This is a genomic window from Novosphingobium sp. DS6-6 (genome assembly GCF_057784975.1).
Genome location: NZ_JBYNTS010000004.1, coordinates 262,613 through 288,419 on the forward strand (window position 1 = coordinate 262,613; position 25,807 = coordinate 288,419).

General features: G+C 66.4%; 20 protein-coding genes and 1 tRNA gene. 17 read left to right on the plus strand and 4 right to left on the minus strand.

The features are described from left to right. Positions 1-54: 54 nt before the first annotated feature. The 3 genes from AC3EDY_RS07125 to AC3EDY_RS07135 all read left to right on the plus strand — a co-directional run bounded on the left by AC3EDY_RS07125 (position 55) and on the right by AC3EDY_RS07135 (position 3,732). Complete coding sequence (locus tag AC3EDY_RS07125) at positions 55-1,101, plus strand: hypothetical protein (protein WP_488571783.1); 1,047 nt, start codon at positions 55-57, stop codon at positions 1,099-1,101. A gap of 14 nt (positions 1,102-1,115) precedes the next feature. Further along, positions 1,116-2,126 (plus strand): CgeB family protein, encoded by a 1,011-nt coding sequence (locus tag AC3EDY_RS07130; RefSeq protein WP_488571784.1) that lies wholly within the window; start codon positions 1,116-1,118, stop codon positions 2,124-2,126. Between the two features lie 262 nt (positions 2,127-2,388). Next, on the plus strand, positions 2,389-3,732 hold the full coding sequence (locus tag AC3EDY_RS07135) for a capsule polysaccharide biogenesis protein (RefSeq protein WP_488571785.1): 1,344 nt from the start codon (positions 2,389-2,391) through the stop codon (positions 3,730-3,732). Here the strand turns inward: AC3EDY_RS07135 and AC3EDY_RS07140 are convergent. After that, positions 3,686-5,008, minus strand: a complete 1,323-nt coding sequence (locus AC3EDY_RS07140; RefSeq protein ID WP_488571786.1) for a nucleotide sugar dehydrogenase — start codon at positions 5,006-5,008, stop codon at positions 3,686-3,688. The genes AC3EDY_RS07135 and AC3EDY_RS07140 overlap by 47 nt on opposite strands. 205 nt (positions 5,009-5,213) lie before the next feature. On the opposite strand from AC3EDY_RS07140, the gene bioB reads away from it, so the two are divergent. The 5 genes from bioB to AC3EDY_RS07165 all read left to right on the plus strand — a co-directional run bounded on the left by bioB (position 5,214) and on the right by AC3EDY_RS07165 (position 11,221). Further along, positions 5,214-6,275, plus strand: coding sequence for a biotin synthase BioB (gene bioB, locus AC3EDY_RS07145; RefSeq protein ID WP_488571787.1), 1,062 nt, complete (start codon positions 5,214-5,216; stop codon positions 6,273-6,275). Between the two features lie 4 nt (positions 6,276-6,279). Beyond that, positions 6,280-7,434: an 8-amino-7-oxononanoate synthase gene (locus AC3EDY_RS07150; protein ID WP_488571788.1), complete on the plus strand. Its 1,155-nt coding sequence runs from the start codon at positions 6,280-6,282 to the stop codon at positions 7,432-7,434. Further along, complete coding sequence (gene bioD / locus AC3EDY_RS07155) at positions 7,434-8,054, plus strand: dethiobiotin synthase (RefSeq protein ID WP_488571789.1); 621 nt, start codon at positions 7,434-7,436, stop codon at positions 8,052-8,054. The genes AC3EDY_RS07150 and bioD overlap by 1 nt, the downstream gene beginning before the upstream one ends. Next, the gene (locus AC3EDY_RS07160) at positions 8,051-9,304 is read left to right on the plus strand and encodes an adenosylmethionine--8-amino-7-oxononanoate transaminase (RefSeq protein WP_488571790.1); all 1,254 of its coding nucleotides are present in this window, start codon (positions 8,051-8,053) and stop codon (positions 9,302-9,304) included. Before bioD ends, AC3EDY_RS07160 begins: the two co-directional genes overlap by 4 nt. Before the next feature lie 195 nt (positions 9,305-9,499). Further along, complete coding sequence (locus AC3EDY_RS07165) at positions 9,500-11,221, plus strand: glycoside hydrolase 5 family protein (RefSeq protein ID WP_488571791.1); 1,722 nt, start codon at positions 9,500-9,502, stop codon at positions 11,219-11,221. Positions 11,222-11,225: 4 nt separating this feature from the next. Here the strand turns inward: AC3EDY_RS07165 and AC3EDY_RS07170 are convergent, their stop codons facing one another. Continuing rightward, positions 11,226-11,930: a peptidylprolyl isomerase gene (locus AC3EDY_RS07170; protein WP_488571792.1), complete on the minus strand. Its 705-nt coding sequence runs from the start codon at positions 11,928-11,930 to the stop codon at positions 11,226-11,228. Positions 11,931-12,096: 166 nt separating this feature from the next. Here AC3EDY_RS07170 and AC3EDY_RS07175 point away from each other — a divergent pair, with 166 nt between their 5' ends. After that, on the plus strand, positions 12,097-13,206 hold the full coding sequence (locus AC3EDY_RS07175; RefSeq protein ID WP_488571793.1) for a methyl-accepting chemotaxis protein: 1,110 nt from the start codon (positions 12,097-12,099) through the stop codon (positions 13,204-13,206). Between the two features lie 159 nt (positions 13,207-13,365). On the opposite strand, the gene AC3EDY_RS07180 is transcribed toward AC3EDY_RS07175, so the two are convergent. After that, positions 13,366-13,971 (minus strand): response regulator transcription factor, encoded by a 606-nt coding sequence (locus AC3EDY_RS07180; RefSeq protein ID WP_488571794.1) that lies wholly within the window; start codon positions 13,969-13,971, stop codon positions 13,366-13,368. 153 nt (positions 13,972-14,124) lie between these two features. Here AC3EDY_RS07180 and folE point away from each other — a divergent pair, with 153 nt between their 5' ends. The 8 genes from folE (at position 14,125) to AC3EDY_RS07220 (ending at position 25,474) form a co-directional block, all read left to right on the plus strand. Beyond that, entirely contained in the window at positions 14,125-14,766 is a 642-nt protein-coding gene (folE, locus tag AC3EDY_RS07185) for a GTP cyclohydrolase I FolE (RefSeq protein ID WP_488571795.1), read from the plus strand. Between the two features lie 19 nt (positions 14,767-14,785). Then, positions 14,786-15,745, plus strand: coding sequence for an NAD(P)/FAD-dependent oxidoreductase (locus AC3EDY_RS07190; protein WP_488571796.1), 960 nt, complete (start codon positions 14,786-14,788; stop codon positions 15,743-15,745). A gap of 618 nt (positions 15,746-16,363) precedes the next feature. Next, positions 16,364-18,874: a TonB-dependent receptor domain-containing protein gene (locus tag AC3EDY_RS07195; protein WP_488571797.1), complete on the plus strand. Its 2,511-nt coding sequence runs from the start codon at positions 16,364-16,366 to the stop codon at positions 18,872-18,874. 89 nt (positions 18,875-18,963) lie between these two features. Beyond that, positions 18,964-19,950: a cupin domain-containing protein gene (locus AC3EDY_RS07200; protein WP_488571798.1), complete on the plus strand. Its 987-nt coding sequence runs from the start codon at positions 18,964-18,966 to the stop codon at positions 19,948-19,950. 216 nt (positions 19,951-20,166) lie between these two features. Then, positions 20,167-20,766, plus strand: coding sequence for an RNA polymerase sigma factor (locus AC3EDY_RS07205; RefSeq protein ID WP_488571799.1), 600 nt, complete (start codon positions 20,167-20,169; stop codon positions 20,764-20,766). Continuing rightward, complete coding sequence (locus tag AC3EDY_RS07210) at positions 20,753-21,712, plus strand: FecR family protein (protein WP_488571800.1); 960 nt, start codon at positions 20,753-20,755, stop codon at positions 21,710-21,712. Before AC3EDY_RS07205 ends, AC3EDY_RS07210 begins: the two co-directional genes overlap by 14 nt. Positions 21,713-21,800: 88 nt before the next feature. Beyond that, complete coding sequence (locus AC3EDY_RS07215) at positions 21,801-24,173, plus strand: TonB-dependent receptor (RefSeq protein WP_488571801.1); 2,373 nt, start codon at positions 21,801-21,803, stop codon at positions 24,171-24,173. A gap of 59 nt (positions 24,174-24,232) precedes the next feature. After that, positions 24,233-25,474, plus strand: coding sequence for a ComEC/Rec2 family competence protein (locus AC3EDY_RS07220; protein WP_488571802.1), 1,242 nt, complete (start codon positions 24,233-24,235; stop codon positions 25,472-25,474). 192 nt (positions 25,475-25,666) lie between these two features. On the opposite strand, the gene AC3EDY_RS07225 is transcribed toward AC3EDY_RS07220, so the two are convergent. Next, positions 25,667-25,753, minus strand: a tRNA-Leu gene (locus tag AC3EDY_RS07225). Positions 25,754-25,807 lie beyond the last annotated feature (54 nt).

Here is a 25,807-nt window from a genome sequence, read left to right on the forward strand (position 1 = left end):
CAAGAACCCAAGGAACAAGCGCCAGTGTCATCACGCCCCCGCCCCTTTCCAGAAATGCTCTCGGTTTTCTGCAGCCTGCTGGCCGCGCTGGCTCTGCTCGTGCCGGCGACGGCGCAAGCGGCCACGCTCTATCTGGCCCCCGCAGGCGACGACCGCGCCGATGGGCGCAGCGCGCAGGCGGCACTCGCCACGCTGGGAGCCGCGGCCGCGCGTGCGCAGCAAGCGCCGGCAGGCGAGGAAACCAGCGTGATCGTGCTGCCGGGCGTCTATCGCGGACAAACGCTGAATCTGGATGGCCGCCGCCTGCGCGGACCCTTGACCATTGCCGGTGCGGCCAGCGAGGCGGCCGCCTACCCCGCTTTCATTGGCAATGGTCGCGGAACCTGGCTGCGCTATCGCGGGGCGGAAGGGCGCGATAGCGGCCTGACGGTCCGCGGGTTGCGCATCGTCGGCTATGCAACCGCGATCAGCCTCAACGGCAACCGCGACGATCCGGCGGCGTTCAACCGCGGCACCGTGCTGGAAAGCCTGGTGCTGGACTCCATCGGCAGCGACACGACAGTCCTAGATACGGCCGGCCAAGATACGGCCGGACACGACACGACCGGCAGCGGCGCAGCGCCCTCGACCGCGGCGATCCGCCTGGTCAACGCGCCGGACACGGTGGTGCGCGGCGTCTATTTCCACGTCATCCGCAATGTACCGCGCGAAACCTGTGGCGGCCTCCACGCGATCTATCTGGCCAGCCACGCCACCGGCGCGCGGATCGAAAACAACACGTTCGACGATTTCTGCGGCAGTGCGATCAAGCTGCGCGATGCGTCGGGCAAAGCGGTCATTCGCGCCAACCGTTTCCGCAACGCCGATGGTGCGCCGGCCATCGAGGAATGGTTCTGCGACATGGCACGCACCGATGCCTGCACCAAACCGGGCGGCGAATGCCCTTCGACAGGCATCGCCGTGACCGGCAACGATTTCGGCGATTTGCCCGCGAACCGCCGCATCGTGGTGCGCGGTTCGCGCATGCCCAGGCCCTGGTGCCCGCCCGGCAGCGCCGCCGCGCCGCGTTTCCTGCTCGATCATGGCCAGACCCTGCCTTGAAGGACATGCCCCTCATGCGCAACGCTTCGCTCAAGATCGCGCTGGTGGCCGACGACCTGACCCGCGCTTGCCTGGCACCGGAATGCCGGATCGTGAACGTGCCGGCGCTGGCCACGGCACGAGGCTTCCACCGCCTGCTGGCCGCCAGCCGGCCCGATCTGCTGCTGGTGGAAAGCACCTGGGGCGGATGGGAGAAAAGCTGGCAATATCGCGTGGCCGCCTATCCCGATCACTGGCTGCGATCGAACCGGCGGCTGCGGATGCTGGTGCACGTCGCGCGCGACATGGGCATTCCCACCTTGTTCTGGAACAAGGAGGACGGAGTGCATTTCGACCGGTTCATCGGCAGTGCGCGCCTGTTCGATCACGTCTTCACGGTCGACGCCAATTGCCTGGACCGCTATCACGCCGCCATGGGCGCGGAGGCGTCGGTCCACGTTCTGCCCTTTCCGGTGCAGCCCGCCTATCACCGTTTCACCGGATTTGCCTTTGCCCGCAACCAGGCCAATTTCGTGGGCAGCTATTCCGCCCACGTGCATCCGGCGCGGCGCGCCTGGCAGGACATGGCCTTTGCCGCCGCGCTGGATAGCGGGCTGGGATTGACGGTGTACGATCGCAATTCGGACCGGCCTTCACCGATCTATCGTTATCCCGTGCATGCCGGGCTTCAGGTGCACCCGGCGGTGGCGCATGCCGAAACGGCGCGTATCTACAAGGAAAACCTGGTTTCGCTCAACGTCAATACGGTGACCGATTCGGCAACGATGTTCTCTCGCCGCCTGGTTGAAATCCTGGCTTGCGGCGGCATTGCCGTCACTTCGGCCGCGCGTTCGGTGGATGCGCTGTTTGCGGGGTTCTGCCATGTCGTGCGCAGCCCGGGCGAAGCACGCGAACTGTTCGCCCGGCTGCGCCATGGCCCGGCACCGCACGATCTGGAGCGAGCCCGGGCCGGTGCCGCGCACGTGGCGGCCCACCACACCTGGGATCGCCGGCTGGTGCAAATGGCGGCAGTCGCCGGGCTTTGACCAGTGGCCGCGAAAGACGGGGGGGGCAAAGACCGTCAATGGGCAAAAATGATCCACATCGAACAAAGGCTTTATCCCGGTTTGGCTTGTTTCTCGCCGGCTCACGATCGGCGATGCGGGCAGTTCCGGCCGCGATGGCAGCGTCGCCCTCGTGCCGTTGCCCGCCAGCTTTGCAGGTGCCTGCGAAACGGTTGCTTCCACGATGGCCTGCGACCGCAACCGGGGTCACCGTGACGTTACCGGCGCTTGGCGGGTTGGGGGCATGATGATGGACAGGCTGCACGATAGGCTGGACGGCGGGCTGGATGATTGGGCCGGGTTTGCGGGCAAGCGGGTCATGCTGCTGCAAGGACCCGTAGGGCCGTTCTTTGCCCGGCTGGCGCGAGATTTGTGCCGCGGCGGGGCCAAGGTGTGGAAGGTGAATTTCCATGCCGGGGACCAGTTGTTCTATCCCGGCGGCGAGACATGGCGTGGCCCCATGGCAGCGTGGCCGGCCTGGCTGGAAGCGCAGCTTGGCGCCCGTGCGATCGATTGCGTGCTGCTGTTCGGGGATTGCCGCCCCCTGCACGAAGCGGCGCGCGAGGTCTGCGCCAGGCTGGGCGTGCCGGTCGGCGTGTTCGAGGAAGGCTATCTGCGGCCGCATCACATCACGTTCGAATGGGGCGGGGTCAATGCCCGCAGCGCTTTGCCGCGCGATGCGCAAGGTCTGTGGGCAACCGATCTTCCGGAACGACGGCCGCCCGTGCCGGTTGCGCCCACCTTCTGGCACATGGCGCTGTGGGCGCTGCTCTATTTCGCGGCAGGGGCGCTGCTGGCCTGGCGTTTCCCGCACTACGTCCACCACCGCCCGCTGCGGCTGACCCAAGGCTGGGCATGGCTGCGCTCGGCCTGGCGCAAGCCGCTATATGCCCATGCCCAGCGCCGCTTGCTGCCCCGGCTCACCGGGCCGGCCAGCCGGCGCTGGTTCCTGGTACCCTTGCAGGTGCACAACGATGCCCAAGTGCTGCACCATGGCGCTGAAGGCGGTGTCGCGGGCTTTATCGCCAGCACCATCGCCTCGTTCGCCCGGCATGCCCCGCACGATTGCCTGCTGGTGATCAAGCACCACCCGATGGACCGGGGATACCGCGACTATCGCGCGCTGGTGGCCGACGAAGCAGCGCGCCATGGCTGTGCCGGACGGGTGCAGTGCCTGCACGATCAGCCCACGCTGCTTTTGCTGCGGCATTGCCGGGGCGTGGTCACGATCAACAGCACCGTGGGCCTGAGCGCGCTGGCAGAAGGCTGCCCCGTGGTGACCATGGGCCAGGCGTTCTACGCAATGCCGGGGCTGACGTATCAGGGGCCGCTGCAGCGTTTCTGGCACGAGGCGCCGCTCGCCTTGCCCGATCCCGCGCTGTGGCGCCGGCTGGAAGCGGTGATCCTGGCCAAGACGCAGATCAACGGCAGTTTCTATCGCCGGGTGATGGCCGGCAGCGCCACCGGCCTTGGTGCGTCGCTGCCGGCGATACCGGCGCGACGGGCCGGAGGCCCGCCCGCCGACCAAAATCCCGCGCCGCCTAAAGGCTCCAGTACCGAACCCCGTGCGGCAGCGCTTGCGGCATGAGTGCCGATTTCACGTCGATCAGAACGCCGCCCGGGCGCAGCATGGCGGCGATGGCAGCGGCGCCCAGCGTGGCATAGTCGCGGTGCGACACGGCATAGATCACCGCATCGAGATCGGCAAAGGCATCGAGCGGTGACAGGGTGATGCCGAATTCATGCGCGGCCGCGGCTGGTTCGGCCAAAGGATCGTGAACCAGCGGCTCTATCCCGAAATCCCTGAGTTCGCGCCAGATGTCTTCGACTTTCGAATTGCGGATATCGGGCACGTTTTCCTTGAACGTCAATCCCAGGATGCCCACCCGCGCGGCATTCAGTGCGCGGCCGCCGCCGGCCAGCATCTTGACCGTGCGCTGCGCGATATAGGCCCCCATGCCATCGTTGATGCGCCGTCCGGCCAGGATCACTTGCGGGTGATAGCCCAACTGTTCGGCCTTGGCCGTGAGGTAATAGGGATCAACCCCGATGCAGTGCCCGCCGACGAGGCCGGGATAGAAGCGCAGGAAATTCCATTTGGTGCCCGCCGCGGCCAGAACCTCGCTGGTGCGGATGCCCACCAGATCGCAGATCTTGGAAATTTCGTTCATCAGGGCGATATTGATGTCACGCTGGGTGTTCTCGATCACTTTGGCCGCTTCGGCAACCTTGATCGACGATGCCTTGTGAATCCCTGCTTCCACCACCGCACCATAAAGCTCGGCCAGCAGATCGAGCGTTTCGGCATCCTGCGCGGCGACGACTTTGACGATCTTCTCGAACGGATGGTCCTTGTCACCGGGGTTGATGCGTTCCGGGCTGTAGCCCAGCTTGAAATCGATGCCGGCGGCAAGGCCGGAAACAGCGGCGATCACCGGCGCGCAGACTTCTTCGGTAGCGCCGGGATAGACGGTCGATTCGAACACGATCACCGTCCCGGGCGCGATCACCCGGCCGAGCGTTTCGCAGGCCAGGCGCACCGGGGTGAAATCGGGCCGGCGGCTTTCATCGACAGGCGTGGGCACGGTGACGATTATCACCGAACAGTCCGCCAGCGCGGCGGGATCATCGGTCACGGCGAGAGTCGAGGCGGCGAGATCGGCGGACGAAACTTCGCCGGTGTAATCCTGATGCGCGCGCAAGGTAGCGATGCGGTGCGCGCTGACGTCAAAGCCGACCACGGAAAACTTGCGCGCAAATGCGATTGCCAGCGGCAAGCCCACGTATCCCAGCCCGACGACGCCGATCCTGTGCGAAAACACCCCGCTGCTCTGCACGCCCGCTCCACTCTCTCTGTCTGTCAATATCGTGACGCCATAATCCCATGGCGTTACCAATCCGCAAATGCTTCGCGAGCCGCGCGTGTTTCGGCCGCTGTTCCGGCTACCGGTTTGCCTCCTGTTTCGGTGCCTGTTGAAGCCGGTGCCACGGCGGGCCTTCCCCTGCCCGCGCAGTTTGACTAAGGGCACGGTTAAATCTTTTTCCCGCTCATCCGAACGGAGCCGCCCGATGCCCGATCTTGCCACGCTCGACGCCCCCGCCGCCAGCCCGGCGGTGCGCACCGACTGGAGCCGTGAAGAGATCGCTGCCCTGTTCGATCTGCCGTTCACCGAGCTGGTGTTCCAGGCCGCCCAGGTGCATCGCGCGCATCACCGTACGGGGGAAGTGCAGCTGTGCACGCTGCTGTCGATCAAGACCGGCGGCTGCCCGGAAGACTGCGGCTATTGTTCGCAAAGCGTCAAGGCCGACAGCGGAATTCAGGCGAGCAAGCTGATGGACGTGCAGGCCGTGCTGCAATCGGCGGCCCAGGCTCGCGATGCCGGCTCCAGGCGGTTCTGCATGGGCGCCGCCTGGCGCAACCCGAAAGACCGCGACATGCCGGCCATCATCCAGATGGTTAGGGGCGTGCGCGAAATGGGGCTGGAAACCTGCATGACGCTGGGCATGCTGACAGCCGGGCAGGCCGCGCAGCTCGCCGAAGCCGGGCTCGACTATTACAACCACAATATCGATACTTCGCCCGAGCGCTATGACGCGGTGATCACCACCCGCACGTTCCAGGACCGGCTCGATACTTTGAGCGTGGTGCGCGAAGCCGGCATCAACGTCTGCTCCGGCGGGATCGTGGGCATGGGCGAGACCCGCGCGGACCGCGTCGGCTTCGTCCACGCCCTGGCGACGCTGGAGCAGCACCCGGAAAGCGTGCCGGTCAACGCGCTGGTACCGGTCAAGGGCACCGTGCTGGGCGACATGCTGGCCGATACGCCGATGGCCAGGATCGACGACATCGAATTCGTGCGCACCGTTGCGGTGGCGCGCATCACCATGCCCTTGTCGATGGTGCGCCTTTCCGCCGGGCGCGAAAGCATGAGCGAAGCGACGCAGGCGCTATGCTTCCTGGCCGGGGCCAACTCCATCTTCACCGGTGACAAGCTGCTGACCGCGCCCAACGCCGGGGACGACAGCGACGCCGCAATGTTCGCACGCCTTGGGTTGAAGCCGATGGAAAGCGAAGAACCATTGCGCGCGATGAAAGCGGTTGGCGGCTGTGCGGGCGGCTGCGCGGCCTGATCACGTGACATCGGGTTTCGCGGCGCGCCTTGGCGCAACGGATCTGTGGCAGGCCCAGGCCGCCGATCTGGCAGCGCTGGAAGCCCGCGCCCGCCTGCGCGCGCTCGCGCCGCGCGCGGGGGTCGATTTTGCCAGCAACGATTATCTGGGGCTTGCCCGCTCGCCACGCCTGCGCGCGGCCTTGGCCGATGCGCTGGCACGCGGGGTGGCGGTGGGATCGGGCGGGTCGCGCCTGCTGCGCGGCAACGATCCCGAGCACGAGGCCCTGGAGGCGGAAGCGGCTGCTTTTTTCCGCTGCGAGAGCACGTTGTGGTTCAGCGCGGGCTATGCCGGCAATGTAGCCCTGATCGCCACGCTCCCCCAGCGCGAAGACCTGGTGATCTACGACGAACTGATCCACGCCTCTGTCCATGAAGGCCTTCGGCTGACCCGCGCGTCCGTCGCCATGGCCGCGCACAACGATTGCGACGCTGTCGAAACCCTCGCCCGGCAATGGCGGGCCCGGGGGCATACCGGCCGGCTTTGGTTTGCCGTCGAAAGTCTCTATTCGATGGACGGAGACCGCGCTCCGCTCGACGATCTGGCGGCCGTGGCGCAGCGCCATGGCGCGATCCTGCTGATCGACGAGGCCCATGCCACGGGGGTGTTCGGCGCCGATGGCCGGGGTCTGGCCGCCCATCTCGACGGCCGGCCCGACGTGGTCGTGCTGCGTACCTGCGGCAAGGCGCTGGGCTGCGAAGGCGCGCTGGTCTGCGGGCCGCAGGTGGTACGCGATTTCCTGGTCAACCGCGGACGCCCCTTCGTCTTTTCCACCGCGCCCAGCCCGCTGATGGCCAGTGCCGTTCGCGAAGCCCTGCGCATCTGCGCCGACGAGCCGGAACGGCGCCAGGCGCTGGCCGCGCTGATCGATCATGCCGCGCGGCAGCTTGGCCCGCTGGGCGCCAGCATTGGCGGCAGCCAGATCGTGCCGCTGATCCTGGGCGAGGATGCCCGCGCGATGACCGTGGCCACGCAGTTGCAGCAGGCGGGCTTTGACGTGCGCGGCATTCGCCCGCCTACTGTGCCGCCCGGCACCAGCCGCCTGCGCATTTCCCTGACGCTCAATGCCACGCCAGCCGATGTCGACGCGCTGGCCGCCGCCCTGCAGGAGATTGTCTAATGCCCCGCTACGTCGTCACCGGAACCGACACGGGCATCGGCAAGACGGTATTCAGCGCCGCATTGGCCGGCGCGCTGGGCGCGCATTACTGGAAACCGGTGCAATCGGGCCTGGACGAGGGCGCCGACCGCGATCATGTGGCGGCGCTGGCGCAATTGCCACCCGAAAAGGTACTGCCCGAAGCCTATCGCCTGACCCAGCCGCTTTCGCCGCACCGCGCGGCGGAACTGGACGGGTTGCAGATCGATCCGGCGCGGCTTTCCCCGCCCGGTCTTCCCTCGCTGGTGGTCGAAGGCGCAGGCGGCGCGCTGGTGCCGATCACGCGCAACACGCTCTATGCCGATCTGTTCGCCTGGTGGAACCTGCCGGTGATCGTGGTGGCGCGCACCGCGCTCGGCACGATCAATCACAGCCTCCTCACGGTGGAAGCGCTGCGCGCGCGCGGTGTCGACGTGCACGGCATCGCCTTCGTCGGCCCGGCCAACGACGATAACGAACAGACCATCGCCGCCATGGGCAAAGTGCGCCGGCTGGGCCGGCTGGACATGCTCGATCCGCTGACGCCCGAAACCCTGGCGGCCGCCTTTGCCCGGGGCTTTGCCCTGGCGGATTTCGCATGAGCGGATCGCCCGTCTGGCATCCGTTCTGGCAGCATGGCCTGGGCCTGCCGATCCCCACCGTGGCACGCGGGGATGGGGCGGCGCTGATCCTGCAGGACGGCACGCGCGTGATCGATGCGATATCATCGTGGTGGGTGACGACGCATGGCCACAACCACCCGCGGATCATGGCCGCAATCCGCGCCCAGACCGAAAAGCTTGATCAGGTGATCTTCGCCGGGTGGACGCACCAGCCAGCCGAAGACGCGGCGCGCGGCCTTTTGGCCATGCTGCCCCGGCCACTTACCCGCGTGTTCTTTTCCGACAGCGGCAGTACTTGCGTGGAAGTGGCGCTGAAAATGGCGCTGGGTTTCTGGGCCAACACCGGCGCATCCCGGCATCGTATCCTGGTAATGGAACACTCCTATCACGGGGATACGATCGGCACGATGTCGGTGGGCGCGCGCGGGGTCTACAACGCGGCCTATGCCCCGCTGCTGTTCGACGTGGGCACGATCCCCTTTCCGGCCGGCGACGGCGCCAACACGATCGACGCATTGGAAACGGCATGCCGTGAAAAGCCAGCGGCGCTGATCGTCGAGCCGCTGGTGCTGGGCGGTGGGGGGATGTTGTTCTATCCGCCCGCCGTGCTCGCCGCCATGGCCGAGGTCTGCCGCCGCCATGGCGTGCTGTTCATCGCCGACGAAGTGATGACCGGCTTTGGCCGCACCGGCACGCTGCTGGCGTGCGAGCAGGCGGGCGTGGTGCCCGATATCCTGTGCCTGGCCAAGGGTCTGACGGGCGGATCCATGCCGCTGGCGGTAACCGTGGCGCAAGAGCCGATCTTTGCCGCGCACTGGTCTGCCGACCGGTCGAAACTGTTCTATCACTCGTCAAGCTATACCGCCAATCCCATCGCCTGCGCGGCGGCGGTGGAAAACCTGGCAATCTGGCGCGAAGAGCCGGTGCAGGCGCGCATCGATACCCTGGCCCGCAACCAGGATGCCCTGCTGCAACGTCTGGCCGCCCTGCCCGGCGCGCGCGATGCCCGCCGCTGCGGCACGATCATCGCCGTCGATTTCGCCACGCCCGACGGCGGCTATCTTTCGACGCTTGCCCCCCACCTGATGGGCTTTGCCCGCGACAACGGCGTTCTGCTGCGCCCCTTGGGCAATACCGTCTATGTCCTGCCGCCCTATTGTATCACGCCCGAAGACCTGGCGCGCGTGGGCGACGTGGTGGAAGCGGGGCTGGCGGCCATGCTGGGGTGATGGCGCAAGGGGTAAAAGGGTCTCGGTACCCCGCCAGTGCGCGAGCAGGACAAGCGACGGCTACCGGATGCCTTGCCAGACGGCGGCCCGTCGCGCGTCGCGCGTGATGCCCTTATCGTGCGTAATCGCCCTGGCTGGTCAACGCGTTCCCGGCAGTGGAAAACTGCCTTGCTATCGAGCGATTGTGGAGCGGGCATGGCGATGAGGTATGACACGGTCCTGCCTGCCTGGCGGCACAAGGCGATGGGCTATGGTCTTGTGGCGGGCCGGTTACGGCCGTTATGGCCATTGGCGGTTCTTGCCATTCTCGTCGGCGCCGGTTTCGCCAATGGCGCGCCGTCGGCCAGCGTCGGTAGCGCGCCACCCCTGTCGCTTGGCGTGCAGACGCATTTCAGCCAGGGCTGGCCGGCCGGCATCGACACCCTGGCGGCGCAAGTGCAGGCGCCGCTCTTGCGCGATTCCCTGCCTTGGGCCGCAGGCGAGCCGGCGAGGGGCCGCTATGCGCTCGACAGCGCGGCGGCGCGGAACCTTTCGGCGGCGTGCCGGAGCGGGCGCCGGCTGATCCTGACGGAAATTCCCGCGAACCCGCTGTATGATAACGGGCTGTGGGTGTCGTCCGAGTCTGGACGCGCGGCCTTCGCCGCCTATCTTGGCGCACTGAAGGACCGGTTTGGCGGCTGTCTGGTGGCGATCGAACTGGGCAACGAAATCAATGGCGCGCGGGCCATGGCCTTTGCCGGCGGGGTCGATCGGGTGGACGCCTATGTGCGGATTGCGGCCGCTTCCCACGCGCGGCTGGGTGGCATGCCCGCGCTTTTGGGCGGATCGACCAACATGATCGGCACCGGTTTCCTGCGCACGCTGTTTGCCGCCGGGCTGCTTTCCCACGTCGACGGGATTGCCGTGCACCCCTATCGCACCCGGGCCGAAGGGCTGGACGTGGAACTGGCGCGGCTGCGCGCGGCGATGGACGCCCACGGCCGCCAGGTGCCGGTCTGGGCCACCGAGTTCGGCCTTCCAACGACCGATCGGGCCACGGCGGCGGGGGAACTGGTCAAACAGGCAACGATGCTGGCGGCAAACGGCGTGGCGGGGGCCAGTTGGTATGCGCTGATCGATCAAGGCGGTTTTCCCACCATGGGCCTTTTCGCGGGCAATGCTCTCAAGGACCAGGGCCGCGCGTTCCGTTTCCTGCAGACCGCCATCCTGCCCAAGGGGCGGCCGAGCCGGCTGGACCTGGGCGATCCGCTGCTGTTCGCCTATCGCTTTGGCACCGACGTGACCGTGATCTGGGGCGCCCCCCGCGCGCTGACGCTGGCCGCAGGAACGCGCGCTTTCGATGCTGCCGGCACGGCCCTTGCCGCGCCGGCGATCGGCGACGCGCCCATCGTGGTGATCGGCACGGGCTATACCATCGGTGCTACGGCCGTGGTGGCCGATACGCTATCGGGCTGGGGCACGCCGGCGTGGCGCTATCGCGTGCGCAACGGCGCCGGACAGGACACTGCGCTCGATTGGCAGGACGATAGCTGGACGGGCTATTTCGGCAACCGGTTCAGCCGCCCCCTGCGCATCAACACCACCAGCGCGGCCCCGGCGGGCGACGCCCGGGCGCCGCTGCGCGCAGTATGGCGCTATACCGCACCCGTGGACCAGCGGCTGGACCTGCGCGGCTGCCTTGCCAAGGCGGCTGGCGGCGACGGGGTGGATATCACCATCCGGCACAACGGAACGATGGCCTGGCAAGGCGTGCTGACCGCCAGGTTGCAACCCGGCCCGGTGCCGCTCGATCTGGCCGCGAACGACACGGTCGATCTGGTGGCAGGGCCGAACCAGACTTCCGGCGGAGACGCCTTCTTCTATCGGGTTATGCTGTTCCGCCGGGGGCAGAGCACCGCAGTGACCTGCCCTTCCTGACCGCTCAAGGCGCCGGCGCCGGAGCAGGATTGGCGACGCGGCGCGCCGTTATCACTTTCACCGGCTGGGCCAGCATCTGCCCGCGCATGGCCCCTTCGCCCAGCGTCGGCGAAACCGGCATGTCCCAGATCTTGCGCACCACGTCCATGCCCGCCACGACGCGGCCGAACGCGGCATAGCCCAGCTGTCGCTCGGGCTCGCTGGACGCGGGATCGGCATCGAGGCTGGGCATGTCGGACAAGAGGATCGAGAAATCCGACATGGCCGTGCCTGGCGCCAGCCGGGCGAGCGAGAGCGTGCCGGCCTTGTGGAGGATGCCGGTCTGGCTGGTGGGTTCGTGCGCAACGGGCTTGAGCAGGCGCGCACCATCGCGGATGCCGCCTTGCACCAGGCCATTGGGCTGCTGCCCCCATTCCAGATGCATGGCGCGATAGAACACCATGCCATCATAGCGTTTGCCATCAACGTAGCGCAGGAAATTGCCCACGCTGATAGGTGCGCGCTTGCCATCCAGCTCGACCACGATGGTGCCCTGGTCGGTGAGCAGGGCGACCGTAGCGATATCAGGCACCGGTGCGGGCGCGAGCTGGGCCGGTGCGCGCGTCGCGGCCTTGCGGGACGGGGCTGCCCAGGCGGGCGCGACGGCGAGCTGGGCAAGGGCCATGCCGAGTGCCAGGCGGACGGCGACGGAGGCGAATCGAGCGGTCATCCAGTTATCCTGCCCGAGGTCGTATCGCCGCGTAAATGCGGAACAACGGCGGCCGCCCCGCAGTTTTAAGGCCGCAATAGTGGATTCCCGCATGGCTCTGGTTACCAAAACCTGAAACCGCGCCTCTAGCATCGCCGGCAATGCCCACTGGCCGGAGCCTGTAGCCATGCTGCGTTTCGATCTTTCCGCCAAGTTGACGTCTGCCTTTGCGGCAATGGGACGCGACCGCGCGGAACGGGCCGGGTCTGCCGACGGTGAGGTTGCCGTCGCGGCAGCCGACAGCGGCCCGGCCGATCAGGACGAAGCGGTCGGGAGCCTGTTGCAGGCGGGCGATCACGTGGCGTCGGGCAGAATGAACCATGTGCTGGACCGCATCGTGGCCGGCTGCGGCACCATCAGGCTGGGCATCGACGAAATTGCCGCCGCTTCGGCGGATCTGTCGGCGCGATCGAACCGGCAGGCCAGTGTCCTGGCACAGGCGGCGCAAACACTCGACGCGTTCACCGGCAAAGCCAGGATCACCGCAGACAACGCCCGGCAGACCTGCCGTCGCCTGCACCTGGCCCGCGATACGGCCGACAGAGTGGAAACGATCGCGCAGGGTGCGGCCGGAGCCATGCGCGCGATCGAAGGCACATCGCGCCAGATGGCCGACATCATGGGGGTGATCGACAGCATCGCCTTTCAGACCAATCTGCTTGCCCTCAATGCCGGGGTGGAAGCCGCGCGCGCGGGCGAGGCCGGCAAGGGCTTTGCCGTGGTGGCATCGGAAGTGCGCGCCCTGGCCCAGCGCAGCGCCGACGCGGCCAGAGACATCAGGGCGCTGATAACCGCCAGTACCGAACAGATCGCCGGCGGCGTTGCCCTGATCGAAGGCAGCGGCCAGGCGCTTAGCCAGATCGCGGGCGAAGTGAACGCGGTTTCCAGCCTGGTCGAGGAGATTGCCGAGGCGGCGGAACAACAGGCGGACGGCATCGGCGCCATTTCGCGCATGGTGTCGGAGATGGATGTCATGACCCGGCCCGACACCGCGATGGCTGCGGAAATCACGATCGGCACTCATGCCCTTCCGGGTGGCGCGCCATGTCTGATGGAGCAGCTTGGCCGACAGGACGGCAATGCCCTGCCGGAACCCAATGTGGTGACGATCGCCATGCCCGCTCCGCAAGCCGGCCCGCACGCCGTATTTAAGGCTACGGAATCGCGCCCGGCACCAGCATGGCTGGCGGCATCGGTTGCCGGCAACCTGGCCCTGGACGATTGGAACGGCTGCTGACCGACGGGTGCTGAAGATGCCCCGCGGGCAAGGTCTGGCCTGCTTAGGCCGTGGCGCAGGAATATGTCGATATTTAAAGCCCGGTTGACGCGGCAAATGGCCGTTTGGGCAAACCCCGCAGGGACGCCGCCGCGATGGCGGCATTCACGAGTTTACGGCCTAGTACCCTGCTTCCACCGCCATGCGGATGGCATCGGCGCTGGTACGGACGCCCAGAGTGCGAATGACGGACGAGCGGTGCATTTTCACCGTGCGTTCCGACAGGCCGAGCTCGTAGGCGATCTGCTTGTTGAGCTTGCCCGCGGCCATGTGCACCAGAATCTCGCGCTGGCGCGGAGATAACAGTGCCACGGCATCGCGCGCGGCCTGGGCCCGGGCGGCGCCCACGCCCTGCCCGGCTTCCAGATCCGACGCCTTGCTGACATCGACTTGGGAACCCAGGAAATATTCCAGCTCGCCCTGCGCGTCGAAAATCGGCGCGACCATCACCGCGTTGCGGAACGGGGTGCCGTCCTTGCGATAATTGATAATTTCCACCAGCACTGGGCGCCCTTCGCGAATGCCCGCGCGCAATTCCTCGGTCAGATCCTGCTCGGTGCCGGGGCCGCGCAGGAAGCGGCAGTTGCGGCCGATGATTTCGTCCCGCTCATAACCGGTCAATGCTTCGAACGCGGCATTGCATTCCACGATCGGGTTGTCGGGCAAGCGCGGGTTGCTGATGACCGCAGCGACCGGGCTTGCCGTTATCATCTCGGATATCAGCATGATTCCTCATGTGGCACGGGCCGCGCTTGGCTCTAGTGTCCTTTCTGCCATGTTGAAGCGGCACGCCGCCAACTGCAAGTCCGAAGTGCATGCCCGGCCTTGCCCCGCTGCGCGCCTCTTGCGTGCGGTCATTCCGGGCCGGAGTGACCCACCATGAATGTGATCGCCCTCGATTTTGTTGCCGATGAAGACGCCGACGGCGTTTGCGGCCACGGCCCTGCGGATAAACCCGCCGTTCCCGAAGTGGTACAGGATGCCGTCCGCACGTTGTTGCGCTGGGCCGGCGACGACCCGTCGCGCGAGGGATTGCTCGATACGCCGGCGCGCGTCGGCCGGGCCTGGCTCGAATATTGCCAGGGTTATCGCGAAGATCCCAGCGTACATCTGACCCGCACTTTTGCCGAAGTGGGTGGCTATGACGAGATCGTGCTGCTGCGGGACATTCCGTTTCAGTCGCACTGCGAACACCATCTGGCGCCGATCACCGGCAAGGCGTCGATCGCCTATCTGCCCCGGAACCGCGTCGTCGGCATTTCCAAGCTGGCGCGTGTGCTGCACGGCTATGCCCGCCGGCTGCAGGTGCAGGAACGCCTGACGGCCGAAGTGGCGCAGTGCATCTGGGATCATCTGCAGCCCCAGGGCGTGGCCGTGGTGATCGAGGCGCAGCACGGCTGCATGACGGGGCGTGGTGTCTGCACACCGGGCGTCGGCATGGTCACCAGCCGCATGCTTGGCTGCTTCCTGGACGATGCCAGTTCCCGCCGTGAAGTGATGTCGCTTATGGGTCGTGGATGAAGCACGGAGGGTGGCGGCCGTGCATTTCGGGATCATCGGTGCCGGACTGGCCGGGCTGACCTGCGCGGATCGGCTGGTTAAGGCCGGCCACACGGTGAGCGCGTTCGACAAGGGCCGCGGGCCGGGCGGGCGCATGTCGACCCGGCGGATCGACACGCCCCATGGCCAGGCCCGGTTCGATCACGGTGCGCAGTTCTGCACGGCCACGCTGCCTGCCTTCGCCCATCAGATCGCGGATTGGGCGGCGCGCGGGGTGGTGGCACCCTGGCCTGCCGCCGGGCCGGATGCCTACGTTGGCGTGCCTGGCATGAACGCTCTGGTTGCCGATCTCGCTCACAAGCACGATGTCACGTTCGAATGCCTGGTCAAAGGCCTGGTTCACGATGGCCGCCACTGGTGGCTGGTGCTGGAAGGGGGCCGGCGCGGCCCGTTCGATGCCGTGATCGTGGCAACGCCGGCCGAACAGGCCGCGCCCTTGCTGTCGCTTCACGCCTTCCCCATGGCGCGCGCGGCCGCCAGCGTCGCATCCGAAGCCTGCTGGACCGCGATGATGGCCTGGGCCGATCCGCTGCCGGTGGATTGGTCGGTTCGGCACGGCAACGGCGCCCTGGCCTGGGCCGCGCGCAATTCCGCCAAGCCCGGCCGCGGCGGCCCGCAGGTCGGCGAGCCGGAATGCTGGATCATCCACGCCACGCCGCACTGGTCGCGCGTCCATCTGGAAATGACGCCCGACGCCGTGATCGGCCTGATCGCCAAGGAATTTGTCAGCCTGATCGGCCGTCCCCTGCCCGAGCCGCTGGTCGCCCGCGCCCACCGCTGGCGCTTTGCCCGGCCGGCCGGCACCGGCGCAACGGCTTTGTGGGACGGCACGTTGCGGCTGGGCGCCTGCGGGGATTGGCTGACCGAACCCACGGTCCAAGGCGCCTGGGCGTCGGGCACGGCCTTGGCCGAACGCATCCTCGCGCCTGTTCCGGCCTGACGAACCGGCAGCGGGGACGTAAAGCGCATAGCTCGTTCTTTGCCCGCATCCGCGACGACGTGCGGTCGATAACCCGGGCGGTGCCGCGGGGGAGCGGTTGTCGTGTTCGTCGATCTGGCCCGGCATCTTGATGTCCTGCCGCGCCATGTCGCCAATATCCTGGCAAGGTTGGACGCGCCGCGGGACCATGCGGTGCCGTGGCACCGGTGATATTTGAAAGCGGTGTGCTCACACCGGCCAAGCATGACGGCAGCGGTCGCAGCCAGGCCGATCTTCCACGCGCGGAAGGCCTAGAGATCAGCGCCACAGGCAGGATCGCGATGGCCATGGCCATTCCTCATGATGCAACGCCGCAGATAGGTGCTCTCCGCTAACCTGCCGGAAACTGGCGGATCGGAGCTTGCCACCATGCGCCAAAGCACTGGCGTCCCCACCGCGCTGTCGCTTGGCCGGCACCGCGTCAGGCCCTTTTTCTGCAAGGCGGCATCGGTGCTTTGGCCTTAGCAATCTTCCATAGGGCCGGTTTAGTCCGGCGCTGGCGAACCGGCGACTACATCCCCGCATTCGGAAAACGTCCGGCACCTGCGCGGTGCACGGCATGAGGGAGGTCGTTCGAAAATGACGAAGACGATTTTGCTCGTCAGCGCGGCGCAGATCGCGCTGGTCGCCGTTCCTGCCCGGGCCGGCGAGGCCGAAGACGCTCCGGCCGGCCAGGTTGCCCGACAGGCCGATGCGGCACCAGACCCGCGCGCCCAGCCCCTGCCGCCGCGGGAAATCTTTTCGACCGGCGTGGCCAAGGGCCGCGACCGGCTGGACAGCGCCACATCGACCAGCGCGCTGCGCGGGGACGAAATCCAGAAGTTTGGCCCGCGCCCGCTGGGCGACGTGTTGCGCACGATGGCCGGCCTGCGCGTGGCCAACAACATCGGCGAGGGCAACAACAACTATACCGTACGCGGGCTGCCGCTTGCCGCCGGCGGATCGAAGTACATGCAATTCCAGGAAGACGGGCTGCCGGTGCTGGAATTCGGCGACCTGTTCAACGTGGGCACCGATGTCTACCTCCGCAACGATTTCACGGTCAGCCAGATCGAAACGATCCGCGGAGGATCGGCTTCGACTTTCGCATCGAATTCGCCGGGCGGGCTGATCAACATCATTTCGCGCACCGGCGAGAGCGAGGGCGGCAGCGTGCAGCTTTCGAGCGGGCTGGACTTCGACGAGAAGCGGCTCGATTTCAATGTCGGGGGGCGGCTGGACGGCGACACGCGTTTCAACGTCGGCGGTTTCTTCCGCCAGGGCGAAGGCCCGCGCCATGTCGGCTTCGACGGCTGGCGCGGCGGGCAGGTGAATTTCAACGTCACGCGCACGTTCGCAAGCGGTGGCTATCTCCGGCTCTATCTCAAGTATCTCGACGATCGCTCGCCCACTTTTGCGCCGTACTTCGTCAATATCTCCGGCACGAACGACAAGCCGGTCTATCGCAGCTTTCCCGGCTTCGATCTGCGCCGTGATTCGGTGCTCTCGTCGTTCCTGGGGCCGGTGATCACGCTCGATGAAAACAACAGCCTGGCCGCGTTTCCGATCGATACGGGCCAGCGCGCGATCTCGAAATCGCTGGGCTTCGAAGCCCAGTTCGACATGGGCGGCTGGACGGTGACGGAGCGCGCCCGCTATGCCGCCAACGGCGGCGATTTCAGCCGCGCGTTCCCCAACAGCGCCAATACCGTGTCGGCCTTTGCCGCCGGGCAGAGCGGCGCCGGGGCAACGGCGCAATATGCCAGCGGGCCGCTTGCCGGCCAGACGATCCCGACGGGCAGCCTCATCAACGGCAATGGCCTGCTGGCGCTCTACTTCGTCTCGTATACCCGCGCCCGCAGCCTCGACAATTTCACCAACGATCTGCGCGCGACCCGCGTGTGGGATCTGCCGGGGGGCAAGCTCACCACCACCGCCGGGCTTTATGTGGCGACGCAGGCCCTGCATACCACCTGGCTGCACACCGCGATGAACATCGACGCCGCCGGAGACGGCGGGACGGCCATGGTCGATGTGTTCAATGCGGCGGGCGTGCGGCAGACGGTGAACGGCTATTTCGCTTTCGCCCGCGCGAGCAGCTTGTTCCGCCGGGCATTCGATGTCGATTACCGCGTCGTCGCGCCTTACGGTTCGGTAAATTACCATTTCGGCAAGATCGCGATCGGCGCCAGCCTGCGCTATGATCTCGGCCGCGTGCGCGGGCAGCTGGTCGGCGCCGATCTTGGCGAAGGGCGCGTCGGCCTCACTTCGCTCGACATCAACCGCGACGGAGTCATCAGCACGGCCGAAACCCGCGTGGCCTATCTGCCGTTCGACCGGCCCGCTCCCGTCCGATACAACTATGGCTACGTCAGCTATTCGGCGGGCATCAATTATCGCCTGGCCGAACCGTTCTCGCTTTTCGCGCGCTACAGCCTGGGCGCGCGGGCCAATGCCGACAAGATCCTGTTCACGCCGGTGGTGAGCAACGCGACGGGCGGTGTCGCCAACGATCGCGACAAGGCCGACAAGGTCACGCAGATCGAAGGCGGGTTCAAGTTTCGCAAGAACGGGATGACGCTCAACGCCACGCTGTTCCATGCCCAGGCCGACGATCACAACGTGCTCAACGGATCGGCCAATCGCACCGATCGCACGTACAAGGCCGATGGTGTCGAACTGGAAGGCACGGTGCAGAAAGGTGCGTTCAACCTGATGCTGGGCGCAACCTATACCAAAGCGAAAATCACGCTCGACCGGCTCGATCCGTCGCTGACGGGCAAGGAGCCGCGGCACCAGCCGGACTGGACGTTCATCGCCGTGCCCCAGGTCGATCTGGGCCGGATCGCGGCGGGGGCCAGCGTGGTCACGATCACCGGCAGCTATGCCCAGGACAGCAATCAGCTGCGCATGCCCGGCTTTACCACGGTTGGCGCGTTTCTGCAGCTTCGCGCGGGCGAGCGGCTGCGGTTGACGGTCAACGCCCAGAACCTGTTCGATACGCTGGGAATTTTTGAAGTGAACCAATCCAGCGTACCGGCCAACGGCATCGGTTTTGCCCGTGCCGCCAACGGCAGGACGGTATCCAGCTCGCTGCGTTTCGATTTCTAGAAATCGCCAGAGGCCGCGCGAGGGCCGGAATTTCGATAGGCAGGAGCAGGCGGATTTGCCAACGTGGGGCGCCAGCCGAAGGGGGCCCCATGTTGAAACCGCTTCTTGCCGCTCTCGCGTTGCTTTCGGGCGCGGCCGCATCCGCCCAACCTGTGCCGACAGACACTCCGGATCTGTCCGTCCCGCCAGAAGCGCGCAAGCTGATCCGGCATTTTCACATGCAGAACATCCCGCACGAGGGCCCCTGGTTCCTGCAGACGCACAAGAGCGACGACCTGATCGAAGGCGCGCTCGCGGCACGCTATCCGGGCAAGCGCTCCGCCTATACCGCGATCTACGCGGTCATGACCCGGCGGGATTTCTCGGCCATGCACCGCCTAGCCACCGACGAACTCTGGCACTTCTATGGCGGAAGCCCGGCGCGGCTTCTGCTGCTTTATCCCGACGGGCGCGGCGAGACGCGGATCTGGGGCGGAAACGTGCTGAAAGGCGAAGAGCCGCAGATCATGGTGCCCCGCGGCACCTGGATGGGTGCCCGCCCGATCGGCGACGCGAAAATCGCGTACAGTTTCGGCGCCAACACGCTTTCGCCAGGCTTCGAGTATCAGGATTACGAGCCCGGCTATCGCGACGAGCTGATAGCGCTCTATCCAAAATTCGCGCAGGAAATCAAGGAACTGACCCGGCCCGGTTCCGCCGCCCGCCCGGCCGGCGCAGGACCCGCGCCCGTGCTGGTTCCACCCGTTACGGTGGAGGAGCTGGTCGGCCGCACGGCGCGGCAGCATTCCGAGACGATCAGCACGGCGCGGTTCTTACTGCAGAAGGACGCGGAGATTCCCCTGACGGTGACGCGCGAAGGGCATGAAGTCATGATCGTGACAGCCGGGACGGGCCGCGTCACGATCGGGGACAAGGCGCAGACGGTTGCACAGGGTTCGGTCGTACTGCTGCCGCCCGGCGTGCCCCACGGCATCCGTGCCGAAACGCGCCTGGAATTCTACGTCAGTGTCGCGCCAGCCTGGCAGCCTTCCGACATGACGACCCTTTCCCCCGCATCGTCGAACCGCGGCCGGTAAGCGGGCAGTGGCGCGGTTTGCCAAGGTCCGGCTTCCGGCAAAGGCGCGCGCCGGACCAGAGAACGCGCATCGGCCATGGCTGGCTGCACTGGACGTACGTGCGATCTACTGCAGCAAGACGCGCAAGGCTGTGGATCCGGCAAGAATACTGCTTGCGCATCATGGCGAAAGGGCACCTATCGCGAACTGTCATATTCGCCGGGCATATGCCTGGCCGTGACTCTTGCGACACCGGACCGGGCCTTGTGGCTCAAGCAGCACATTCTCGTGCACGAGCCTGAATTGCGTTCATGGCTCAACCGCCGTGCCGTACCCGGGCTCGACGTCGACGATGTCATCCAGGAAAGCTATGCGATTCTTGCAGGATTGCAGTCGGTCGACCATATCCACCATCCGCGCATCTATTTCTTTCAGGTAGCGAAATCGGTTATCCTTCAAGGGCTTCGCAAGTCGCGGGTGGTGGCCTTCAGTGCCATCGCGGAATTCGATGCGCTGCGCATCCCCGACCCGGCGCCCTCGCCCGAAACCATCGCGGCCGGACGACAGGAACTTGGCCGCCTGTCACAGCTGATCGAGGCGCTTCCCGCCAAGTGCCGCGAGGCTTTCGTCCTGCGCAAGGTCCAGGGCTTGAGCCAGCGCGAGGTGGCCGCCGCGATGTCCGTTTCGGAAAACACGGTCGAAAAGCACATCGGCAAAGCGCTCGGCATTCTTGGTCGCGCAATTGGACGTGGCGGAAAAGGCGATGCCGCGCCATCTTATGATCATGAAGCGATCCGAACCGATGGAGCCGACCAAGCGACGCATGACCGCCGCTGAGATCGAACAGGCGGCGGCAGACTGGGTTGCGCGGATCGATCGCCGGCCTCTCTCGGAAAGCGAGCAACGGGAACTGGAGCGGTGGGCCGCTGCGGACCCCCGCCACGCTGGTGCCTATGCACGGGCGATGGCACTCGATCTGCATCTCGATCGCGTGGCAGCGCTGGGAGACGGGTTCGCGGCGAAGCATCGCCCGCTCGCGCAGCCCGCGCGGCGGCAGTTCATGGCCGCAGCGGCGAGTGTGGCGGTCGCCTGCGGGGCGGGACTTGGCATCTATGTGCTGGGCCGCAATGCCAGCACCCGCGCGCTGCCCCCGATCGGAACGGCCAAGGGCACGGTCCGTGAAATCGCCCTGCACGAAGGGTCCACGATCACGCTCAACACGATGACACAACTCCGCCCCGAACTGACGCCCGCCTTGCGACGGATCGACCTTCTGCAGGGCGAGGCGCTGTTCGACGTGGCCAAAGACCCGGCGCGGCCTTTCATCGTCCGGGCAGGCGACTTTGCGGTGCGCGCCATAGGGACGAGCTTTACTGTCCGGCGCAATGGCCCTGATGCGATAAAGGTGGTCGTGACCGAAGGCATCGTCGAAGTCAGCCGGCAGGATACCGTGCTCGGCAGGGTGCATGCGGGCATCGCCTTTTCGATCGATGCTGCCGCCACGCCGGTGATCGAAACGCTCAACCCCGCGCAACTTGGCAGCGCGCTCGCCTGGCGGGGCGGCAAGATCGACCTGCAGGGCATGACCCTGTCCGAAGCAGCCGAAGAATTCAGCCGCTATTCGGATGTCAGGATCAGGCTTGCCGATCCCTCCATCGCCAACCTGCACATTGCCGGCGTCTATGCCACCAGCGATCCGGCGGGCTTTGCCGAGAACGTGGCGCTCAGCCTGGGGCTGACGTGCGTGCGGCGCGGCAACGACATCGTCTTGTCCCGCAGCTGAAAATTACCAGCCGCAGATGGCGGGACGGCCATCGCCGTGCATCCGAAGTGCAGTTGGGCGATGCGCTCGGTGGAGTTCGGGGGACAAGATGATTTCGAGACATGGATTTCTCGGTGGCGTGCCGATGGCCGTGGCCGTGTGTGCGGCACCGGCCCTGGCGCAGACGACACGGTTCGACATTCCCGCCCAGACCGTGCCGGCAGCCATCTCGGCTTTCGCGCGCCAGTCGGGCCTGCAGGTCGTGGCACCGGCCGATTTGCCGGCATCCGTAAGGAGCAAGCCCGTCAGAGGATCGCTCGACCCCCGCGCGGCGCTCAAGCGTCTCATCACCGACACGGGTCTTGAAGTCGCTTCCGACAAGGGCAACGTGATCGTGCTGCGCAAAGTTCCGGCCGGTCCAGGCGATCAGGCCGCAGCGAGGCCCGACAATGGCGATGGCGAAATCCTGGTCACCGCCCAGCGACGGCTGGAGCGTGCGGTCGATGTGCCCATCTCGCTCACGGCCGTCAACCAGCAGACGATCGAGAACGCCCGCATCAACGAACTGCGCGATCTTTCGCGCATCACGCCGGGGCTTCTGGTTTCCAACTTCAGCCTGGGATCGCCAGTTATCGCCATTCGCGGATCGACCAATACGTTCAGCCAGATCGGCGTCGACAAGCCAGTCGGCGTTTTCGTCGACGACGTCTACCTGCCGCGCAACAGCGCGTCGACGTTCCAATTGTTCGGCCTGTCTTCGATCGAGGTGCTGCGCGGGCCGCAAGGCACCCTGTTCGGCAAGAACGTGACCGGCGGCGCGCTCGTGTTCGACACTGGCCGGCCGGACTATGGCCAATCGGCCATGCGCATGCGCGTTACCGGCGGATCGTACGGGACGGCAGAGCTCGATACGCTGGCCGACGTCGGGCTGAGCGACAACGCTGCCGGCCGCGTGGCGCTGTCCGTCCGCCGACGTGATGGCTGGGGCCGCGACCGCTTGACCGGCCAGGAACTCGACAATCTCGACAGCGTCAACACCCGGGGCCAGCTTCGCGTCCGGCTGAATGACCGGCTCGAAGCCCTGATCGGCGCGGACTATGCCGCCGACAAGGCAGGTGGCCGCACCTTGTCCTCGATCGGCGCGGGCGACGATGGCGACCCGCGCACTGCCGAGAGCGGGACGCCGCAGAACTTCGATCGCTCGGTCTATGGCGTGTCGGCGCGCCTGTTTCTCGATACCGATCTGGGCCGGATCACCAGCGTGACCGCCTGGCGCGGTTCGCGTTCGACCGACATCTATTCGAACGTCGCGGCCAATTATATCTTCCTCACCGGCACACAAAGCCAGGCGCTTACCGACGATCGCGATCGGGTATCGGCGTTTTCGCAGGAAATAAGACTGGCTTCGCCCGAATGGGACCGCGGCCGGTTCGTTGCCGGCATCTTTCTCGCCTCGGATGTCTCGAGCCGGCGCCTGAACCAGACGGCACTCGCCGCGAGGACCGGCGCCCTCGTGACCAACCAGCTCTGGCAGGCGCGGGCGCTGAGCCAGACTGCGGCCGTGTTCATCGACGGGACCGTCAACCTGACGTCCTACCTCGCGATCACCGGTGGCGCGCGCTACACCTGGGATCACAAGAAGACCGACATCGCCTTTTCGAACCTGATCAACAGCGCCAGCAACTATGCCGAAGACGGTGCGCGGCGAAACTGGAGCCAGTTCACGCCACGCGCATCGGTGCAGCTCAAGCCCAGCCGCTCGACAATGCTCTACGCAACCTATTCGCGCGGCTACACCGCCGGCGGGTTCAACAGCCAGGCCGCCACGAGGGTTGCTTTCAACGCCGCGTTCGAGCCGGAGACGCTCGACAATTTCGAAGGTGGCTTCAAGGCCGATCTGCTGGGGGGCAGGCTGACAGCCGACGTGGCCGCGTTCATCTCCAAGTATCGCAACAAGCAGGAACTGTACTTCAACAACCTTACCCGCGTGCTCAATATCACCAACGCCGGCCGGGCAACGATCCACGGCGTTGAAGCACAGGTAACCGCAAAGCCGACAGACTGGGCGACGCTGACGGCTACCTATGGCTGGCTCGATACGCGATACGACCGGTTCGTCATCCCCGGCGGCGCCGATCTGTCCGGAAACCGGCTCGGCTCCTCGCCAACGAACAAGGCTTCGGCCATGCTCGACATCGATGCCCCGCTGGGCCGGGTGCGCCTGATCGGCAATGCCGTCTATTCCTATACGTCGCAATACTTCACCGGCGCAACGCAAGACCCGACGCTGTCGGTTCCCGCATATTCGCTGGTCAACGGATCGATCGGCATCGCCACACTGGACCGGCGCTACAATATCACGGTCTTCGCGCGGAACCTGCTCGACCAGAAGTATGTGCTGATTCCGTCGAACCAGGTGGTGCGCGGCCAGTATCTCGGCGAGCCCAGGATCATCGGCGCCAGTCTCGGCGCGCGTTTCTGATGACGTTGAAGCCGCGGTCCGGCACGCGGCCGGGGCCGCTTCCGTGCCGCCGGCGCGACATGCTTCTTGGCAGTCTCGTGGGCGGCGCTTCGCTGATCCTTCCGCGCGAGACGCGGGCACAGGCGTCGTCCGACACGCTCCCGCCATGGACGCCGGGGACGCTCGACATCCACCATATCGACACGGGCGTCGGCAATGCGACCTTCGTTCTCGGGCCGGATGGAACGACGCTGCTGATCGATTGCGGCGCAACGCGGGGTGGCCCGCCGGCCTCGACGCCGCTTCGCCCCGACGATACGCGGTCAGCGGGGGAATGGGTGGCAAGATATGCCTTGCGCCATGCACGGGCGGCAGGCCGATCGGCACTCGATTACATGATCGCGACGCATGTGCACCCGGACCATATCGGCTCGCCCCTGCCCAAAGACCGCGTCTCGCCGGACGGCTATGTTCTGACCGGGCTCAGCGAAGTCGACGGGCTGATACCGGCCACGGTCGTGATCGACCGCGGTTTTCCGGACTATGCGCCGCTCCCCCTCATCGATGCGCCTTTCGCAAGGAACCACCAGGCCTGGCTGCGCGCGCGGATCAGAGCAGGCCGGCGGGTCGAACGGGCATCGGTCGGCTCGGCAACGCAAGTGAAGCCGCGGAAGTCCGGCGCGTTCGAAATTCGCTTCGTTGGCGGGAATGGCCGGGTCTGGACAGGCACGGGCGAGGCATCGCGCGATCTGCTGCCACCTCGTAACGCATGGACGCCGCAAGCGAGCCCTTCCGAAAACCACATGTCGATCGCTACCGTTCTCGCGTATGGGCCGTTCCGTTACTTTACCGGCGGCGATCTTGTGGCCGATACCAACGATGGCACCGCGCCGTGGCTCGATGTCGAGACTCCGATCGCCGCGGCCGCTGGTCGTGTCGACGTGGCGACAGCGGACCACCATGGTTATTTCGATGCGTGCGGGCCGGCGTTCACCCGCGCGCTCGATGCCGATGCCTATGTCATCCAGGCATGGCATGCCACGCATCCGGCAATGGCATCGCTTCAGCGCCTGGCCAATGCCTGGCCGGGCCAGCCTCCACGCGATACGTTCATTACCCGCCTCGATCCCGCCAGCCGCGCGGTAAACGACCGATTTCTGCCGATGGTCAGGAGCACGGAAGGGCACGTGATCGTGCGCGTGACAGCCGATGGCCGTTACCGGATTTTCGTGACGGACAGCCGGGATGAGTTGGACTCGATCACGTTCGCCGGCCAGTTTCGGCAATCCCATCTCCAGAGAGACCCAAACAGGTCATCCTGAAGGCGGTTCGGCTGGTGCAGATGGCGGCCGGGTGGCCAAGCGATCGGGGCCGATCGGATTGGAGACCAGCAACAGGCGAGCGGCGGCTCAGGCTTCAATCAAGGGATGATGCGCTGCCAAACCCCATGCGAGCAGGTCGTTTGTGCGCCCGCGTTTCCAAACAGGTGAAACAGGTCTGCCCGTCGGACTGCCTGGTGCGGTCGAGAAGACTCGAACTTCCACGGGCTTTCGCCCACAACGACCTCAACGTTGCGCGTCTACCAATTCCGCCACGACCGCATATCGTTACGGGGCCGGCCGTTGGCCAGAACCCGTCGGGGTAGGAGCGCGCCC

Coding starts and splice junctions, on each gene's coding strand:
- AC3EDY_RS07125 (WP_488571783.1), top strand. CDS start 55: ATGCTCTCGGTTTTCTGCAGCCTGCTGGCCGCGCTGGCTCTGCTCGTG.
- AC3EDY_RS07130 (WP_488571784.1), top strand. CDS start 1,116: ATGCGCAACGCTTCGCTCAAGATCGCGCTGGTGGCCGACGACCTGACC.
- AC3EDY_RS07135 (WP_488571785.1), top strand. CDS start 2,389: ATGATGATGGACAGGCTGCACGATAGGCTGGACGGCGGGCTGGATGAT.
- bioB (WP_488571787.1), top strand. CDS start 5,214: ATGCCCGATCTTGCCACGCTCGACGCCCCCGCCGCCAGCCCGGCGGTG.
- bioD (WP_488571789.1), top strand. CDS start 7,434: ATGCCCCGCTACGTCGTCACCGGAACCGACACGGGCATCGGCAAGACG.
- AC3EDY_RS07160 (WP_488571790.1), top strand. CDS start 8,051: ATGAGCGGATCGCCCGTCTGGCATCCGTTCTGGCAGCATGGCCTGGGC.
- AC3EDY_RS07165 (WP_488571791.1), top strand. CDS start 9,500: ATGGCGATGAGGTATGACACGGTCCTGCCTGCCTGGCGGCACAAGGCG.
- AC3EDY_RS07170 (WP_488571792.1), bottom strand. CDS start 11,930: ATGACCGCTCGATTCGCCTCCGTCGCCGTCCGCCTGGCACTCGGCATG.
- AC3EDY_RS07175 (WP_488571793.1), top strand. CDS start 12,097: ATGCTGCGTTTCGATCTTTCCGCCAAGTTGACGTCTGCCTTTGCGGCA.
- AC3EDY_RS07180 (WP_488571794.1), bottom strand. CDS start 13,971: ATGCTGATATCCGAGATGATAACGGCAAGCCCGGTCGCTGCGGTCATC.
- folE (WP_488571795.1), top strand. CDS start 14,125: ATGAATGTGATCGCCCTCGATTTTGTTGCCGATGAAGACGCCGACGGC.
- AC3EDY_RS07195 (WP_488571797.1), top strand. CDS start 16,364: ATGACGAAGACGATTTTGCTCGTCAGCGCGGCGCAGATCGCGCTGGTC.
- AC3EDY_RS07200 (WP_488571798.1), top strand. CDS start 18,964: ATGTTGAAACCGCTTCTTGCCGCTCTCGCGTTGCTTTCGGGCGCGGCC.
- AC3EDY_RS07210 (WP_488571800.1), top strand. CDS start 20,753: ATGACCGCCGCTGAGATCGAACAGGCGGCGGCAGACTGGGTTGCGCGG.
- AC3EDY_RS07215 (WP_488571801.1), top strand. CDS start 21,801: ATGATTTCGAGACATGGATTTCTCGGTGGCGTGCCGATGGCCGTGGCC.
- AC3EDY_RS07220 (WP_488571802.1), top strand. CDS start 24,233: ATGCTTCTTGGCAGTCTCGTGGGCGGCGCTTCGCTGATCCTTCCGCGC.